11 protein-coding genes are annotated in these 17,212 nt (G+C 34.9%); 6 read left to right on the top strand and 5 right to left on the bottom strand.

The window, feature by feature from the left end:
• Positions 1 to 115: 115 nt before the first annotated feature.
• On the top strand, positions 116 to 1,072 hold the full coding sequence (gene ftsY / locus KAOT1_RS10330) for a signal recognition particle-docking protein FtsY (RefSeq protein ID WP_007094742.1): 957 nt from the start codon (positions 116 to 118) through the stop codon (positions 1,070 to 1,072).
• A gap of 361 nt (positions 1,073 to 1,433) precedes the next feature.
• On the opposite strand, the gene KAOT1_RS10325 is transcribed toward ftsY, so the two are convergent.
• From KAOT1_RS10325 to KAOT1_RS10315, 3 genes are all read right to left on the bottom strand, one after another.
• Complete coding sequence (locus KAOT1_RS10325; RefSeq protein ID WP_007092993.1) at positions 1,434 to 2,333, bottom strand: IS3 family transposase; 900 nt, start codon at positions 2,331 to 2,333, stop codon at positions 1,434 to 1,436.
• 5 nt (positions 2,334 to 2,338) lie between these two features.
• Complete coding sequence (locus tag KAOT1_RS23430; protein ID WP_007092873.1) at positions 2,339 to 2,725, bottom strand: helix-turn-helix domain-containing protein; 387 nt, start codon at positions 2,723 to 2,725, stop codon at positions 2,339 to 2,341.
• Positions 2,726 to 2,838: 113 nt separating this feature from the next.
• Positions 2,839 to 4,179 carry a fibronectin type III domain-containing protein gene (locus KAOT1_RS10315; RefSeq protein ID WP_007094741.1) on the bottom strand — a complete coding sequence of 447 codons (1,341 nt, stop codon included), beginning with the start codon at positions 4,177 to 4,179 and terminating at the stop codon, positions 2,839 to 2,841.
• A gap of 132 nt (positions 4,180 to 4,311) precedes the next feature.
• On the opposite strand from KAOT1_RS10315, the gene KAOT1_RS10310 reads away from it, so the two are divergent.
• On the top strand, positions 4,312 to 5,943 hold the full coding sequence (locus KAOT1_RS10310) for an amidase family protein (protein WP_007094740.1): 1,632 nt from the start codon (positions 4,312 to 4,314) through the stop codon (positions 5,941 to 5,943).
• Positions 5,944 to 6,176: 233 nt separating this feature from the next.
• On the opposite strand, the gene KAOT1_RS10305 is transcribed toward KAOT1_RS10310, so the two are convergent.
• Entirely contained in the window at positions 6,177 to 7,268 is a 1,092-nt protein-coding gene (locus KAOT1_RS10305) for a serine hydrolase domain-containing protein (protein WP_007094739.1), read from the bottom strand.
• A gap of 81 nt (positions 7,269 to 7,349) precedes the next feature.
• On the opposite strand from KAOT1_RS10305, the gene rimO reads away from it, so the two are divergent.
• Positions 7,350 to 8,657: a 30S ribosomal protein S12 methylthiotransferase RimO gene (gene rimO, locus KAOT1_RS10300; RefSeq protein ID WP_007094738.1), complete on the top strand. Its 1,308-nt coding sequence runs from the start codon at positions 7,350 to 7,352 to the stop codon at positions 8,655 to 8,657.
• A gap of 350 nt (positions 8,658 to 9,007) precedes the next feature.
• Here rimO and KAOT1_RS10295 read toward each other — a convergent pair whose 3' ends face one another.
• A complete protein-coding gene (locus tag KAOT1_RS10295) occupies positions 9,008 to 11,485 on the bottom strand; it encodes a M14 metallopeptidase family protein (protein WP_040560001.1) in 2,478 nt (825 codons plus the stop codon).
• Positions 11,486 to 11,615: 130 nt separating this feature from the next.
• On the opposite strand from KAOT1_RS10295, the gene bshC reads away from it, so the two are divergent.
• The 3 genes from bshC to KAOT1_RS10275 all read left to right on the top strand — a co-directional run bounded on the left by bshC (position 11,616) and on the right by KAOT1_RS10275 (position 17,208).
• Positions 11,616 to 13,223 carry a bacillithiol biosynthesis cysteine-adding enzyme BshC gene (gene bshC, locus KAOT1_RS10290; protein WP_007094736.1) on the top strand — a complete coding sequence of 536 codons (1,608 nt, stop codon included), beginning with the start codon at positions 11,616 to 11,618 and terminating at the stop codon, positions 13,221 to 13,223.
• A 486-nt stretch (positions 13,224 to 13,709) separates the two neighbouring features.
• Positions 13,710 to 15,245, top strand: a complete 1,536-nt coding sequence (guaA, locus tag KAOT1_RS10280) for a glutamine-hydrolyzing GMP synthase (RefSeq protein ID WP_007094734.1) — start codon at positions 13,710 to 13,712, stop codon at positions 15,243 to 15,245.
• Between the two features lie 19 nt (positions 15,246 to 15,264).
• A complete protein-coding gene (locus KAOT1_RS10275; protein ID WP_007094733.1) occupies positions 15,265 to 17,208 on the top strand; it encodes a LysM peptidoglycan-binding domain-containing protein in 1,944 nt (647 codons plus the stop codon).
• The last annotated feature ends 4 nt before the right edge of the window (positions 17,209 to 17,212 follow it).

Raw genomic sequence — 17,212 nt, 5'->3', positions numbered from 1 at the left:
CAATGAAAAGGTATCTAAAATAACAATGCAAAACATACATGAATTTTAAGTATCTTGTTTTGCGGTTCGCATAAATATTAAAAGGTGCGTAGCATTAAAAATAGTATCACAAATTATGAGTTTTTTTAAAAAAATATTTTCATCAGAAAAAAAGGAAACACTCGATAAAGGTTTGGAAAAATCGAAATCAAGTTTCTTTTCAAAATTGACCAAAGCTGTTGCAGGAAAAAGCAAAGTAGATGATGAAGTTTTAGATAATCTTGAAGAAGTATTAGTGAGCAGTGATGTTGGAGTTGATACGACTTTAAAAATTATTGACCGAATAGAAGAAAGAGTTGCTAAAGACAAATATTTAGGAACGGACGAATTAAATAAAATTCTCCGCGAAGAAATTGCAGCATTACTTTCTGAAACAAACTCTGGAGAAGATACTGAATACACCATTCCAGCCGATAAAAAGCCATACGTACTTATGGTCGTTGGAGTAAATGGTGTTGGAAAAACAACTACGATCGGAAAACTAGCACATCAATTCAACAAAAAAGGACTCAAAGTAGTACTTGGTGCTGCTGATACATTTAGAGCTGCTGCAATCGATCAATTACAAGTTTGGGCAGATAGAGTAGGCGTTCCTATCGTAAAACAAAGCATGGGAAGCGATCCTGCTTCGGTTGCTTTTGATGCTTTACAATCGGGAGTTGCACAAGATGCTGATGTTATTATTATTGATACTGCGGGAAGATTGCATAACAAAGTAAACTTGATGAAGGAATTGACAAAAGTCAAAAAAGTAATGCAAAAAGTCATTGGAGACGCGCCACACGACGTTTTATTGGTTTTAGATGGTTCTACAGGTCAAAATGCTTTTGAGCAAGCAAAACAGTTTACTGCGGCTACAGAAGTAACAACATTGGCAGTAACCAAACTCGATGGAACTGCAAAAGGTGGCGTTGTCATAGGAATCTCAGATCAATTTCAAATTCCTGTAAAATACATTGGTGTTGGAGAAGGTATTGAAGATTTGCAAGTATTCAATAAATATGAATTTGTAGATTCATTCTTTAAAAAATAAGATAGATTTCTTAGAAATCGCTTCGCTTTTAGCATTTTAGATTTTTATTGATGTTTTGAATTGTCTTTACGAGAATTTTAGAAAAATTCGTGGCAATCTGTTTCTTTCAAATATGAATTTTTATGATTTGAATAGGTTACTTGATTGAAAATTCTTTGTAGAAAAACTAGAGGTTTCTTCATATTAAAATTTCCAAATCAAAAATTCACTCGCTATGACGATTTGTATTCAAGAAAACCAATTATAATTCGAAGTTAATTCAACATTCAAAATCCAACATTTAACATAATAAACCTCACAATCTAAGAAAGTCTTTGACCCGTCCTAAAAAACCGTTACAGTTATTTAGGATTAAAAATAGTTAAAACACAGATAAGACAGCTGTCTTATCTGTGTTTTTTCTTTTATAGGTTTTTATGTTGACTTTATTTTGTTTGTGCATCTGTTCTGGAGTTAGCATTTGACATGATAAATGCGGTCTTTTGGTATTATAAACTTTAATACTCTGTTGTACTATTTTCTTCATTAGTTTGATGTCTATTTTAGAGGTGCCCATCAAAAACTCTTGTTTCAAGATTCCGTTGATTCGCTCTGCTACTGCATTTTGATATGGATCATAGGATTCTGTCATACTACATTTAATATGACTCTTAGTTAATATTCTTTGATATTGATTACTACAATATTGTAAACCTCTATCAGAATGATGTATTAGCCTTTCCTTGGGATATTTTCTGTTTTTAACAGCTTGCTTTAATGCTTTTATAGAACTATCTACTGCTAAGGTATTGGATAGATAATACCCAACGATCATCTTAGAATATGCATCTGTAATAAGCGATAAATACATGGGATTAGCTCGATTACCTACATAGGTAATATCTGCTACCCAAACTTGTTCTGGTCTGTTTACATCTAAATTCTCTATTACATTGTTATGTTTTCTAAACCGATGATGAGAGTTAGTAGTGATATGATAGCTCCGCTTGGGTTTAATCAACATATGATTTGCCTTTAAAATAGCAAATAAACGATCTCTGCCGACACCTAAACTACGTAAAGACTCTTGTAGAATATGATATAACTTCCTTGTGCCAATACGTGGTTGCTCTATTCTAACAGATTGAACCAGCTCTATCACATCACTAGCAATACACTGTCGTTTCTCTTTTGAACGTATCGCTCGGTAATATACTTGCCTGCTTACCCCAAGTAACTCACAAGTAGATGAGATACTTTCTCTGTAATGTATTCTAAACATATCGATTACTTGGGTTTGGAGTTTTTTCTGATAGGAATATTAAACTCTTTTTCTGCTAAATCAATCATCATATCAAACAAAATAGCTTTCTTGTCAGCACGCTCCGCCAGATGTTCTGCACGAGCCTTCTGCTTTTCTAACAGTTTGATTTTTTCTTCTAATTCTAAAATCTTTTGTTCTGGAGTCTTTGTCATAGAAAGTGGAGTTTGATTATGCCAATCAAAGTTACCATATTTTTTTAACCAAGTTCTGATGGTAGATCCAGATTGTATACCATACTTTGATAAGACTTGTGAGCGTGTCAGTTTACCCTGTTCAATCTCTTGAACTACTTGGAGTTTAAAAGATAATGAATAATCTTTTTGAGTACGTTTTACATAATTTGTTTTCATTACGCTTAAAATTTAGTGTAACGCTATTTCAGGACGAGACACTTAAAACAAAAAAGCTGCACGTTAAAAACATGCAGCTTTTTTTGATATCTATTCTAATTAATCTCTAGAGACTATATCTTTGTCAATCGAATGGTGACTTCGCTAAGTGGAGCGTTTGTACACATTGCACTTCCTGTGTCTTCTGTAAAGCGAATATCAATAGTAGTATCATCTACCATATTATAAGCGGTTGGTGTTGCTGCGCCTAATCCTAACAGTACATTTGCGCCTCCACAATTGAAGTTTGTATCTTGATCTTCTGGAACACTTACCGTTCCATCACAATTTAAAGTAAAGTTAAACGTCATTGTTGGTTGTGTACCTGCAACATCTAAGTTTGCTAAATACTTTACAGTAATGCTTCTTTCCGTATCAGAAACACTCACAATTTCTACCGTTGCAGGATCACCAAAAATTGGCTCATCTGTATTTCCAATTTCTTCATATGTGTACATTCCTGTATATCCTAACGTCGGAGTTGTCACACTTCCAAAACTAAACCACTGACTTTGCGTTGTAGAACTACATATCGTTCTTACAGCAAATGTATATGTTGTATTTGGGCATAAGCCTGTAGCTGTAAAATTAGAGTTGTTTGTCGTTGTAATCGTTCCTGTATCTGGCGTAAAACCTGCGGCTTCACCATAACTTACTTCCCAAGTAGTTTGTGCATTCGAATCCCAATCTACTGTAATTGAATTTTGAGTAACGGTATCAAAAGTTAAATTAATTGGCGGTAAACAAGTAGCAAATCTATACGGTCCAGAAAAAGCACTTGAACTTCCTGTTTGGCTTCCATCAGTTACTGAATTACAATTGGCACGAACATAAAATTCGTATTCGCTATTTGGCATTAAATTATTTACAATATGCTCAGTACTATTTCCTGTAGCAAACAATTCAGCTTCTTCCAAATTAAATCCTACAAGTCCGTATTTAATCTCCCAAGAAATTTCACTTCCGCCAGGCATCCATGTCAATGTTGCTCCTGTTTGTGTAATATTCGTTGCGCCTAAACCAGTTGGAGCTGGACATGAAGTACGAAATTCAACAGGTCCAAACCATTCGTTATTTGCCAAATCACAATCAGACTTTACATAAAACTCGTATGAAGTCTGTGGAGATAATCCTGTAATATTAATGCTTGTTGCTGGTGTGTCAATAATAGTTCCAGTATCTGGATCAAATCCTGGTAATCCCCAAGAAGCAGTCCAAGTAACTCCAGTAACTGGTAAACATTCTCCAGCTTCATTAACGCTTCCACACCAATTCAATCTGGCTGAATTATCGGTGATATCAGAAGCAAAAGATGCTGCTACGGTTTGACATGGCTGTATAATTTCTGGAATTTGTACATCGTCTGAACACGAAAACACAAATCCTATCAGTAGAAGTAAAACTACTTTTTTCATAAATTTTTTTTTTCGAATATGACAAATATATAAAAACAATAAAGAGTTTATCATTTAGAAGCCAAAAAAACAAGAATTCTAAATAGTTAAACTTTAAGATTGTATCTTTATATCTGTAAATAACGTATCAAAATGAAGAAAATTATATTTCTAGCTATTCTATTTTCATCAATAGCTTGTCACACACAAAAAACAGCGCAACAAGAAAGTAATCTCTCAGATATTAGTGCAAAAGAGTTTCGAGAATTTAAAGTATTAGATTCTAAAATCATTGATAATCAAGGTGTTTGGAATTCGGTTTCAACACAAATGGAAGATTTTACGGAAGCCGATTACAAACGCTTAAAACCATACATCTTAGAGAAAAACATTTTGGAACTACACCAAAGCAGAGTGCAAGGCGTATTTACTTATGAGCAATTGGTGAAATTTTATCTCTATAGAATTAAAAAATACGATCGTGATAATAATTTGTCATTAAATTCTGTAATCAGCATCAATCCAAATGCAATTACAGAAGCGAAACAGCGTGATCGTGATTTTTTCAATAAAAAACTAAAACCGCTTATTTTCGGAATGCCCATCTTACTAAAAGATAATATCAATACCGAAAATATGCCAACTACGGCTGGCGCGTTTGCACTTGAAAATAACAATACAAACGATGCTTTCATCACAGAGCGATTAAAAGAAAACGGCGCTATCATTCTTGGAAAAGCCAATCTAAGTGAATGGGCATACTTTTTCTGTGGCGATTGTCCAAGCGGTTACAGTGCTATTGGTGGACAAACCTTAAATCCGTACGGAAGAAAAATATTTGACACTGGTGGATCGAGTTCTGGAAGTGGCGTTTCAGTTGCAGCAAACTTCGCTGTCGCTGCCGTAGGAACAGAAACTGCAGGTTCCATACTTTCGCCATCAAGTCAAAACTCAGTTGTAGGACTCAAACCAACCATCGGTTTGTTGAGTCGCTCCGGAATTGTACCAATTTCTAGCACACTAGACACACCTGGACCGATGACAAAAAATGTGATGGACAATGCAATTTTATTATCCGCGTTGTACGGTTATGATACAACTGATAGTAAAAGTAAGAATTTCAAATATGCAGGAAGTTACTACTATTCGGGAATTAAAAACGGCAAACCTTCCTTGAAAGGCAAGCGTTTTGGCGCATTTACTCGTTTAATGAATGACACTTTATATGTAGAAGCATTGGAAGTTTTAAAACAGCAAGGCGCAGAAATTATAGAAATAGAAGAAGTGGAAGTTGGATTGCCAAAATTTATCAATCTGTTGAATCTTGATATGCAAAATGACTTGCCAGATTATTTCAAAAACCATGGAGGAAAAACACTTTCGCTCAAATCTGTACAAGATGTGATTGATTTTAACAAGCAAGATTCCGCGAAAGCGATGCCATATGGACAAAAATTATTCTATGGAATTGTGAATGACAACGCTTCCAAAGAAGAATTCTCAGAGATGAAAAAAGTATTGCACGAAAACGGAAAAACATTTTTCAATTCGCCTATGGAAAAACACAATTTAGATGGTGTTTTATCCATCAATAACTATCATGCGGCATTTGCGGCAGTGGCAGAATATCCTGCGCTCACCGTTCCGATGGGTTATACGAACAAAGGCGAACCAAAAGGACTTACCTTTATCACAAAATCGTTTGGCGACAAAAAATTACTAGAATGGGCGTATGTCTACGAGCAAGCGTCTAAAAAGCGAAAAGCACCGAAAAACTATCAATAACATACTAATTTGGGCGTTCCCAAAACAAAATAAAACCCGCACATTGAGGAATCTCGAAATGCGGGTTTTATTTTGTTTTCGTCAGGCTATCCGCGTTACACGGTAACTTGCTACTATCCTTAACGCGGGAAAACATATAGGTTGTATTACACTGAGCAAAGTCGAAGTATCCTTAACGCGCATACAATTACCTATTCTCTATAAAAGGATATACTATTTTAATCAAATACTCTTTAATCAATCAAAGTATTTATTTTTCCCCAAAAAACATTATCAAAGTCAGAAAGTGCAAAATTGTCATCATCGGCAGCATTTCCCATTCGCACAATAACCAAATCTTTGCTTGGAACGATATAAATCTTTTGATCGTTTTTACCTAATGCACAAAACATGTCTTGTGGCGCATTCGGAATCAATTCACCAGAAAACTCCAATTGAGTTTGTGGCAAACGATAAGAAGTCTTTCCATTGAGCCACCATAAATATCCATACGCTTTGTTGATATTTTGCGTAGTTGATGTTGCTTCATTCAAAAAACTTTCAGGGATAATCTGTGTGTTTTCCCAAGTTCCTTTTGCGGCAATGAGCAAACCAAAACGAGCCATGCTTCGTGTCGTACTCCAATACACATTCGTATTTCCATTTTGAATCCAAGAGCCAGTCATGCCAATACGATTTTTCAATTTTACCTCAAAATAATCATCCCACGGTTGATTGCTTGCGGAAGCCACTACATCTTGCATTTTCAAAAATACACCGTGATATGCCCAACGTGTTCCCGCATCTGCAATATATTGTAAATTTTCGGGAGCAATTCCATCGCCCATACTATCATCCAAACCTGAAGTCATAGACAATAAATTTTTACAAGTAATTAAATTTTCTTTTTCCAAAGTGGCGCTTGTCCAACCATTTCCAATATAATCGGAAACTTTATCATTAAGATTGATGAGACTTTCTTCTTGTGCAATTCCTGCAACAGCAGTTGTCAAGGTTTTTCCGGCACTTGCCCAATACCAAGGTGATGTATCTGAATGTCCGTTCATATACGCTTCTACAACAATTTTTCCTTTGTGAAGGATGATAAAACTTTTGGTGTTTTTTTCTTCAAGATATCCTAAAAGTGGTGACAATTGATCTGCATTCCAGTTCAATTCTGTAACCGAAGTTGTTTCCCATGTATCGGAAGTTAAAGGTGGGAAATACAGGGATGTATCAACCGTTGTAGGCGTTTCTTCTGGTGGAATTTCATCTGTTTCTTCCGAAGAACAATTCACAAAAAATAATACTAAAACAAATAGAAATACAAAAAAAAGTCGGTTCATCTTTTAGATTTTCATTTTATGACTGTTAAATATACCAAAGGTTTAAATTAGATTGTATCTTTGCCCACTGAATTTTTGGATATGAGAACAAAGACTTTAAAGAAAAACAAAATCAACGTCGTAACACTTGGATGCTCTAAGAATGTATATGATTCTGAAGTTTTGATGGGACAATTGAAAGCCAACGGAAAAGAAGTGGCGCATGAAGAAGAAGGAAATATTGTCGTAATTAACACGTGCGGATTCATCAATAATGCAAAAGAAGAAAGCGTTAATACGATTTTAGATTATGTAAATAAGAAGGAAGAAGGCGTTGTTGATAAGGTTTTTGTAACAGGTTGTTTAAGTGAGCGTTATAAGCCAGATTTAGAGGCAGAAATTCCAGATGTTGACCAATATTTCGGAACTTCAGATTTACCACGATTGCTAAAAGCACTTGGTGCCGATTACAAACATGAATTGATTGGTGAGCGAATTACAACAACACCAAAAAACTATGCATATCTTAAAATTGCGGAAGGTTGCGATCGTCCGTGTTCATTCTGTGCAATTCCGTTAATGCGCGGAAAACACAAATCGAAACCGATTGAAGAATTGGTAGAAGAAACCGAAAAATTAGCCGCAAAAGGTGTCAAAGAATTGATCTTGATTGCACAAGATTTAACGTATTACGGACTCGATTTATACAAAAAGCGAAATCTTGCAGAGTTGCTTCAAAATTTAGTAAAAGTAGAAGGAATTGAATGGATTCGTTTACATTACGCGTTTCCAGCAGGTTTCCCGATGGATGTTTTAGAAGTAATGAATAATGAACCAAAAATTTGTAATTACTTAGACATTCCGTTGCAACACATTGCGGACGATATTTTAAAGTCGATGCGTCGTGGAACCAATCAGGCGAAAACGACTAAGTTATTAAAAGAATTCCGAGCTGCCGTTCCAAACATGACCATCCGTACAACATTAATTGTTGGTTATCCAGGAGAAACTGAGGAACATTTTCAAACCTTAAAAAACTGGGTTCAGGAAATGCGTTTTGAACGTTTAGGTTGTTTCACGTATTCGCATGAAGAAAATACACATGCATACAACTTAGAAGACGATGTACCAGAAGAAGTAAAGCAAGATCGTGCGAATCAAATCATGGAAATTCAGTCGCAAATCTCTTGGGAATTGAATCAGGAAAAAATTGGACAAACCTTTAAATGTATCATTGATCGAAAAGAAGGAAACTACTTTGTAGGTCGTACCGAATTTGATTCTCCAGATGTTGATAATGAAGTTTTAATTGACGCAGCAAAATTCTACGTAAAGCAAGGTGAGTTTGTAGATGTTAAAATCACAGATGCTGCTGATTTTGATTTGTATGGCGAACCTGCTGTGAAATGATAAAAGCTAAATGTAAAAGTATTTCAAATGTCATTACGAGGAGTTTGCGACGAAGTAATCTGTTTCTTTTTTTATGTTGAATGTTAAGTTTTGAATGTTGAATTGACTTCAAAGTGTAATTGATTTTCTTCAATACGTTTTGTTATAATGAATATCGAATACTGAATATTTAATTTTGAATGTAGAAGTTTTTGAAACGACTTCATTACGAGGAGTTTGCGACGAAGTAATCTGTTTCTTCGCTAAAAGCTAAAAGCTAAAAGCTAAACACCAAACATTGCGCAAGCGAAACAAGTCTAAAAGCAAAGCAGTCTAACAATGAAGTGGTCTAAAAGCGCCAGCGATCTAAATCACAATTCAAAACTATTATTATTCACCATAAAAATTGCATTGGCAAAAAACAACTTTCCATTTTCCCAAAAAGCACGAAACATTGGATTATCAACCATATAAATCACGCTTCCTTTTTCAATGCGTTGTTCTCCAAAAACTAAGGTATTTTTAATATTTTTAGCAGCTTTATATCCTGCAAAACCAGAAACTACGTTATTATCTTCCAAATAGGTAACGGTATATCCTTTTTTCAAATAATCATACGCGTCGCTTCCTAATTTCAAGGTAAAATACGAGTCGTTATATCCAAATCCTAGTGGATGTGTCGTATCAACTTTCGTTTTAAAAATAGCTCCTGTAATGTAATTGGAAATATTCTTTCGTTCGCTCTTTGCATACGAAATAATTTCATTCTTTTTATCTTCCTTTTCACGCTCTTTCTTTGTGAGCCCAAAACCTTCTTTTCCTTCAAATGTTCTTAAAGCACCTTTCATCGCAATTACTTTCCCACCACGAGAAATCCAATTCTTTAACACTTGTAATTGTTTGTTATTAAAGACTTCCTTATAATTTCCGTCAGGTAAAACCAAAACATTAAAAGAATTCAGTGTATTTGCAGAAAAGCTTTCACTATTAATATTCGTTACAGGAAATTTTAATTCTTGCTCAAAAAAGTACCAAAGTTCACCAAAACCTAATGAACTTGTTGTTTTTCCAGACATTACCGCGACTTTTGGCATCTTTATTTCTTTAATATCTGGCGAACCCAAATCAACACCATTATCTGAAAACCCACTACCAATTTTTGTCATTATTATTTTAGAACTATTTGCTAAATCTGCTAAAGATGTATTGAAATTAGCTATATTTTTATTATCACTACGGGTAATAATCAACGAACCACGATCGAACTTTTTTCCATCATAAACAATTGGTTTTTCGGTAAAGCGAATGCGAAATTTGTTTTTTAACAATCGACTTAAAAAAGCAGCATCTTTGATTGAATTCCAAGAAATAATGTAAGCAGGACTTGTGCCATAATCTGAGTTAAAAATTATAGAATCTTTAGTTATTGCATTTGTAGAAACCAAAGTCTTAGAAGCAGTTGTTTTTAAACCATACGCATACGGAATACTCCATGCAGTAATATCATATGTAACAGAATCACTCAATTTTGCGTTGGGCTCAAACAATACTTTGACCATTTTTGCTTTTGGCTGATTTGTGCTGACCACCAACGCATTATTTACCTTATTTGATTTCTGAGAATTACTCTCATAATCGTATCCTTTTATCGTTGTGTTTGCAGTAAAACCGTATTTAATTTCATGTCTATCCAACAAGGTTGTTAACTTATTAATACGATCTTGATTTCCTTCCAAAACATAACTTTTATATGTAAAATCCTTATTACTAAAAAACTTTTTAAATTCAGCATTCAACTTATCAACATTTTTTGATGAAATCTCTACGGTTGACAATCCTGTAGTATGATGATGTGCAATTCGATCTTTCAACGTCAGCAAATCGCCTTCATCAGTCATAATTCCCAAACCTGCGCGTCCGTGTCCTGCTTGTTCGTACGTCATTCCAATGGCACCATTAAACGTAGGATATGTATCTCCATAACTCGGATAAAACAAATCAAAACGTTCGCGCGTAAAATACAACCAACCTTCCTTATCAAAATAGCCAGCATGATTCTTTCCAATTTGTATCTGAAAATTACGTTGCCAATCGGTAATAACTTCATGAAAAGGTTCTGCTGCAGGTGCAAAATAATACGGTTCGTTAATGCCTTGTTCATGAAAATCAACATGAATATGTGGCAACCATTTATTATATACTTTCAATCGTTGACGTGTTTCTACTTGTGTTGCCCAAGCCCAATCTCGGTTTAAATCAAACAAATAATGATTTGGTCGTCCGCCAGGCCAAGGTTCGTCATGTTCTTTTGCTTTTTGATGTGAATTATACGGAACACTAGCTACTTGATTGTACCAATTTACATACCGATCGCGTCCATCAGGATTGATACATGGATCAATAATAACGACAGTATTTTGAAGCCAAATTTTCTTGGAAGTAATCAATTCGTAAATCGTTTTCATAGAAGCTTCTGTACTAGACGATTCGTTTCCATGTACATTATAACTCAACCAAACGATAGCTTTATCTGCGGAAGCGGAAGAAGTGCCAATTCCGGCATTTGCCAAATGATTTTTCCGAATACTTTCTAAATTTGCTAAATTTTCAGGTGTAGAAACATAGGCAATTTGCAACAAACGATGTTCATTCGTTTTACCATATTCTTCTAGTTGAATCATGTTGGAAGCTTTTGCCAAATACTGATAATAATCCACAACACGATAATGATTTGTAAATCGTGTTCCCAATTCATAGCCTAAAAAATCTTTAGGTGACTGAATGTTTTGGGCAAAAATTGTAGTAGAAATAATAAAAAATGAAAGTAAAGTAAAAAAATGTCGTCTCATTAGTTGGTTCAGTTTGATAGACATCAAAGCTAACTAATATAATTTTGAAAAAGAATATCTTAACGAAATTTTGAGAAAATCGCATTTAAATAACCATATCTTTGCAACTTTAAAATCCTGACGACCAACTATGCCAACAGAATGTATTCCCTACAGTGAAACTGGATATTTTTCTCCCTTAATGTGTGATTATTTAGCCGAAAAAAACACGCTAAAACCCTTTTATCACCGTTTTCCGAAGCTTGAGAATTTTGAAGCTCAAATTAAAGAAAAGCAACAATCCAGTTTAACAGCTATTTCGCAAAGAGCTATTCTGTCAAACGCTTTGGTAAAGCAATATGAAAACGTAAATGCTTCAAAAACAACACTAAAAAATATTCAAAAACTTGCGTTAGAAAATACATTTACCATCACGACAGGGCATCAATTAAACCTATTTACAGGTCCATTATACTTCTTGTACAAAATTATTTCTACGATTAATTTGACAACGACGTTACAAGAAAAACATCCAAATCATCATTTTGTACCAATCTATTGGATGGCTTCGGAAGATCATGATTTTGACGAAATCTGTTTCTTCAATTACAAAGGCAAAAAAATACGTTGGGAACGTGAAGCAAGTGGCGCAGTTGGCGAATTATCTACAGAAGGTTTGGCGGAAGTTTTGGAAGATTTCTCCAAAAAAATAGGCATCAGCGACAATGCAAAATACTTACAATCGCTATTTGAAGATGGTTATGTAAAACACAATAATCTTACAGATGCAACGCGTTATATTGCCAACGAATTATTCAAAAAATACGGATTGGTCATTGTGGATGGAAATGATAAAGAATTAAAAAAACTATTCATTCCGTTTGTCGAAAACGAGTTGTTTCAACAAACCGCATACAAAAAAGTGTTGGAAACGGCGGAACATCTAACGAAAGTTAATGATTCCTACAAAATACAAGTTAATCCAAGAGAAATCAATCTATTTTATATCAACAACGGAATCCGCGAACGCATTATTGAGCATGAAGGTGTTTTTATGGTAAATAACACTTCCGTGAGATGGAACTCGGAGCAAATAAAAGCTGAGGTTCACGCACATCCAGAACGTTTCTCACCAAATGCATTATTGCGTCCGTTATATCAAGAGATCATTCTGCCAAACCTATGTTACATTGGTGGTGGCGGAGAATTGGCGTATTGGCTTGAATTGAAATCTTACTTTGAAACTGTTAACGTGACATTCCCGATGTTGCTCTTGCGAAACTCCGCAGTTGTAAAAACGCAGAAGCAATCGGAAAAAATGGGAAAACTCAATATTTCCAATCGTGATTTATTCCTCAAAAAAGAGGATTTTATAGCCAAAAAAGTCAAAGAGCTCAGTAAAATTGAGATTGATTTCACACCACAAAAAGAACACTTACAACAGCAATTTGAAGACTTGTACAAACTTGCAGAACAAACGGACAAATCATTTATTGGAGCAGTTGCTGCGCAAGAAAAAAAGCAACTTAAAGGCTTGAATCATTTGGAAAAACGCTTGTTAACAGCTCAAAAACGAATGTTGAAAGATAAAGTTTCAAGAAGTACCGAATTGCGAGAAACATTATTTCCTGCAAACTCTTTACAAGAGCGTAAGCAAAACTTTAGTGAATTGTATTTAGAATATGGCGAAACGCTCATTCCAACTTTAGTAAAACATTTGCAACCATTATCAGGAGAATTTTTGGTGTTGGAATTGTAATCTAATTAACAAGAGGTAATCAGATAATAAGGTGTATAAAAAAAGCGAACCGAAGTTCGCTAATGAGATTAATCAGGTTTCTTAATTTTTTTGCATAGTCCACACCATGTACCACAACTCAAATAAATTGTATTAGGAGGAGGATCTGCAGTTGTATCAGCGCAAGATAAGCATCCTGTATTCCAATGTGTTCCGCCTCCCGTAACTGTCACTTGAGTTATCGACGAAATGGCTTTTTTGTTCAGTCTTAATGACTTTACATTCTTTTTTTTCATAATAATATTAAGTTTGAATTAATAAATCACTACTAAAAATACATAATGCAATATGCGATCCCTAGTAAACTATCTTCATATTTATAAATTGTAAGTACTACTATTTTAGTCTAAAAAGCCATAAAAAATAGCGTAGACTCCTTGTGAATATCCTGTGAAAAAATCTTCAATTGAAGTGTTAAAATCTAAAATCTAAATACTACTTTTGCGTATGCAACACGACAAGGTATTAATATTAGACTTCGGATCGCAATACACACAACTTATTGCGCGCAGAGTTCGAGAACTGAACATCTATTCCGAAATTCATCCATTCAACAAAATTCCAACTAACGTAGACGATTACAAAGCGGTTATTCTTTCAGGAAGTCCAATGTCTGTAAGGTCTGATGATGCTTTTCATCCAGATTTAAAAGGCATTCGAGGCGAAAAACCAATGCTTGCAGTTTGTTACGGCGCGCAATACTTAGCACACTTTTCAGGTGGTGAAGTTGCCGAATCAAACACACGTGAATACGGACGTGCCAACCTGAGTTTTGTACAAGAAAATGAACCATTTTTAGCGGGAATTTCTTCAGGAAGTCAAGTATGGATGAGTCACAGTGATACCATTAAAAGTTTACCAACCAACGGAAAACTATTGGCAAGTACGCACGATGTGCAAAATGCAGCGTATAAAATTGAAGGAGAAACAACGTTTGCTATTCAATTTCATCCAGAAGTATATCATTCAACAGATGGAAAACAATTGCTTGAAAATTTCTTGGTAAACATTGCTGAGGTAAATCCAGATTGGACACCAAATGCTTTTGTAGAAGAAACGGTAGAAGCCTTAAAAGCACAACTTGGAAATGACAAAGTAGTCTTAGGTTTATCTGGCGGAGTGGACTCAAGTGTCGCAGCAATGTTATTACACAAAGCCATTGGCGAAAACTTATATTGCATCTTTGTAAACAATGGTTTGTTACGAAAAGATGAATTTTCAAGCGTATTGAAACAATACGAAGGTATGGGACTCAATGTAAAAGGAGTTGATGCTTCGGCACGCTTTTTGGATGCGCTAGCAGGATTGAGTGATCCTGAGAAAAAACGTAAAGCCATTGGTCGTGTTTTTATTGAAGTATTCGATGATGAAGCAACACAAATTAAAGATGTAACTTGGTTGGCGCAAGGAACTATTTATCCTGACGTGATAGAAAGTGTCAGTGCTACGGGCGGACCAAGTGCTACGATAAAAAGTCACCATAATGTTGGCGGTTTGCCAGATTTTATGAAATTAAAAATCGTAGAACCTTTAAAAGCATTGTTTAAAGATGAAGTTCGCAGAGTTGGCGCTTCTATGGGAATGGACAAACAGTTACTAGGACGTCATCCATTTCCGGGTCCAGGATTGGCAATTAGAATATTGGGAGATATTACTGCTGAAAAAGTTCGTATCTTACAAGAAGTTGATGCCGTTTTTATCAACGGATTGCGTGAATGGGATTTATACGATAAAGTTTGGCAAGCAGGTGCAATATTATTGCCTGTAAACTCAGTAGGAGTCATGGGAGATGAGCGAACCTACGAAAAAGTAGTTGCCTTACGAGCTGTAGAAAGCACCGATGGAATGACGGCAGATTGGGTAGATTTACCTTATAAATTTTTGCAAAAAGTATCAAATGATATAATAAATAAAGTTAAAGGCGTTAATAGAGTAGTATATGACATCAGTTCAAAACCGCCAGCTACCATTGAATGGGAATAATTAATTAACAACGTAAAGAATGAAGAAGCTTTTAGGATTTTTTTTAATGATATTATTGACAAGTTGTTCTGCCACTGCACAACAATATAAAAGTCATAAAGTATCTAGAGGCGAAACGGTAGAAAGTATTGCAGCACAATACAATATTACGGCTGATGATATTATCAGACTAAACCCTGAAGCACGACGTGGCGTTCGAAGAAATAATGTATTAGTCATTCCTTCAAAATCGATAAAAGTTTCCAAAGATGTAGATGTAACCTTTACCAATCATAAAGTACGTAGAAAGGAAACGCTTTATAGCATTTCCAAAAAATACGGTGTTACTGTTGATGATATCTTAAAATTTAATGAAAAGGTTGCAAAAGAAGGTCTTAAAAAAGGCGATCGTATTGCCATTCCGAAGTATAAAAAGAAAGAAGCGAACGAAGTCGTAGACAATTCCTCAACAAATGATGATGAAGATAAGGATGATACTGACGAAGAAGTTTCTTTTGAAAAATACACTGTTAAAGCAAAAGAAACAAAATGGGGAATTGCGCACAGTTACGGACTTACCATTGAAGAACTCGAAGACATCAATCCAGAAATAAAAGAAGGATTAAAAATTGGACAAGAAATAAAATTACCAATTCGCAAAGAAAAGCCAAAAGTTGCTAGTGCAGCGAACTATGTGTTTTATGATGTAAAACCAAAGCAAACAATGTACACGCTTACGCGAAAACTAGGTGTTTCTGAAGATGAATTGATACGTCTAAATCCAGCGTTAAAAGATGGACTAAAAGCAGGAATGGTGTTAAAATTACCTGTGAAAAAATCAGAAGATTTGGAAGTAGTCGGTGCTGTTGTCGTAGATAAATTCAATTTCATTGAGCATGTAGACACTGAAAATGTTTCCAACATCGTTATCATGTTACCGTTTAAACTGAACGAAATGAACATGGATTCTGTGTCGCAAACAAAAGACAAACTCAAAAATGATCGCTTGTTAAATTATGCAACAGAATTTTACACAGGAACTTTAATTGCCTTAGATTCTATCAAAAACTTAGGTTTATCTGTTAATGTGAAAATTATTGACAATCAAGGAAATAAAAGTGGAACTCGAAAAGCGGTAGAAAGCTATGACTTTTCAGACGTACATGCGGTAATTGGTCCAATCTTAGATTCAAACGTAGAAGTTGTGGCTTCTGAATTAAAATCAGACGGAATTCCAGTAATCTCTCCACTATCAAGCATCGAAGTAAAACATAGAAATGTTTATCAAAGTGTGCCTGATAAAAGGTTATTGGAAGAAAAAATGCTAGATTTTATCAAACAAAACGGACAAGATAAAAACGTTATCATCATTGCGGGAAAAAATAAATCAGCTATTAAAAACAGATTGCGTTCAGCATTGCCAAATGCTACCGTATTTGATCCTGAAGATGGAAATTACATTCAACCCACAAAAATTTTACCTTTACTCAAAGCTGATGTTGAAAATTGGGTTATTCTTGAATCAGATGACCTATCGCTCATCGCAAATGCCACATCAGTGCTAAACTCATATACGACTAGCGAAAAACGTAAAATTGTGCTGCTTACAACCAACAGAAACAAAAATTACGACAACAGTGACAATGTATACAACAGTCACTTGGCAAATCTGAATTTTCACTATCCATCTATAGACAAACCAACGTCGTTTAGCAACAAATTTGTTAAACAATACAAGCGTACTTATGGTATTACTCCAAGTACCATTGCTGTCAGAGGTTTTGATATTACATTTGATGTATTATTACGTCTTGCATATGACCAAAACTTGGCGAAAAGTGTGCGCACAGGTGCAGAAACGAGTTATGTAGAAAATAAATTTGATTACGATAAAAAAATCTTTGGCGGATTTTACAACAAAGGAGTATACATCGTAAAATATGAAGGATTGGAACTCGTAGAAGTAAAAATACCACAAAACTAAACAT

This window comes from Kordia algicida OT-1, assembly GCF_000154725.1.
Taxonomy (GTDB): domain Bacteria; phylum Bacteroidota; class Bacteroidia; order Flavobacteriales; family Flavobacteriaceae; genus Kordia; species Kordia algicida.
This window is presented reverse-complemented; position numbering and strand designations above follow the sequence as displayed.

What these genes read in the sequence shown, in the direction of transcription:
- KAOT1_RS10315 (WP_007094741.1), bottom strand. Translation starts at nt 4,179, where the DNA reads ATGAAAAAAGTAGTTTTACTTCTACTGATAGGATTTGTGTTTTCGTGT.
- ftsY (WP_007094742.1), top strand. Translation starts at nt 116, where the DNA reads ATGAGTTTTTTTAAAAAAATATTTTCATCAGAAAAAAAGGAAACACTC.
- bshC (WP_007094736.1), top strand. Translation starts at nt 11,616, where the DNA reads ATGCCAACAGAATGTATTCCCTACAGTGAAACTGGATATTTTTCTCCC.
- KAOT1_RS23430 (WP_007092873.1), bottom strand. Translation starts at nt 2,725, where the DNA reads ATGAAAACAAATTATGTAAAACGTACTCAAAAAGATTATTCATTATCT.
- guaA (WP_007094734.1), top strand. Translation starts at nt 13,710, where the DNA reads ATGCAACACGACAAGGTATTAATATTAGACTTCGGATCGCAATACACA.
- KAOT1_RS10325 (WP_007092993.1), bottom strand. Translation starts at nt 2,333, where the DNA reads ATGTTTAGAATACATTACAGAGAAAGTATCTCATCTACTTGTGAGTTA.
- KAOT1_RS10305 (WP_007094739.1), bottom strand. Translation starts at nt 7,268, where the DNA reads ATGAACCGACTTTTTTTTGTATTTCTATTTGTTTTAGTATTATTTTTT.
- KAOT1_RS10275 (WP_007094733.1), top strand. Translation starts at nt 15,265, where the DNA reads ATGAAGAAGCTTTTAGGATTTTTTTTAATGATATTATTGACAAGTTGT.
- KAOT1_RS10310 (WP_007094740.1), top strand. Translation starts at nt 4,312, where the DNA reads ATGAAGAAAATTATATTTCTAGCTATTCTATTTTCATCAATAGCTTGT.
- KAOT1_RS10295 (WP_040560001.1), bottom strand. Translation starts at nt 11,485, where the DNA reads ATGAGACGACATTTTTTTACTTTACTTTCATTTTTTATTATTTCTACT.
- rimO (WP_007094738.1), top strand. Translation starts at nt 7,350, where the DNA reads ATGAGAACAAAGACTTTAAAGAAAAACAAAATCAACGTCGTAACACTT.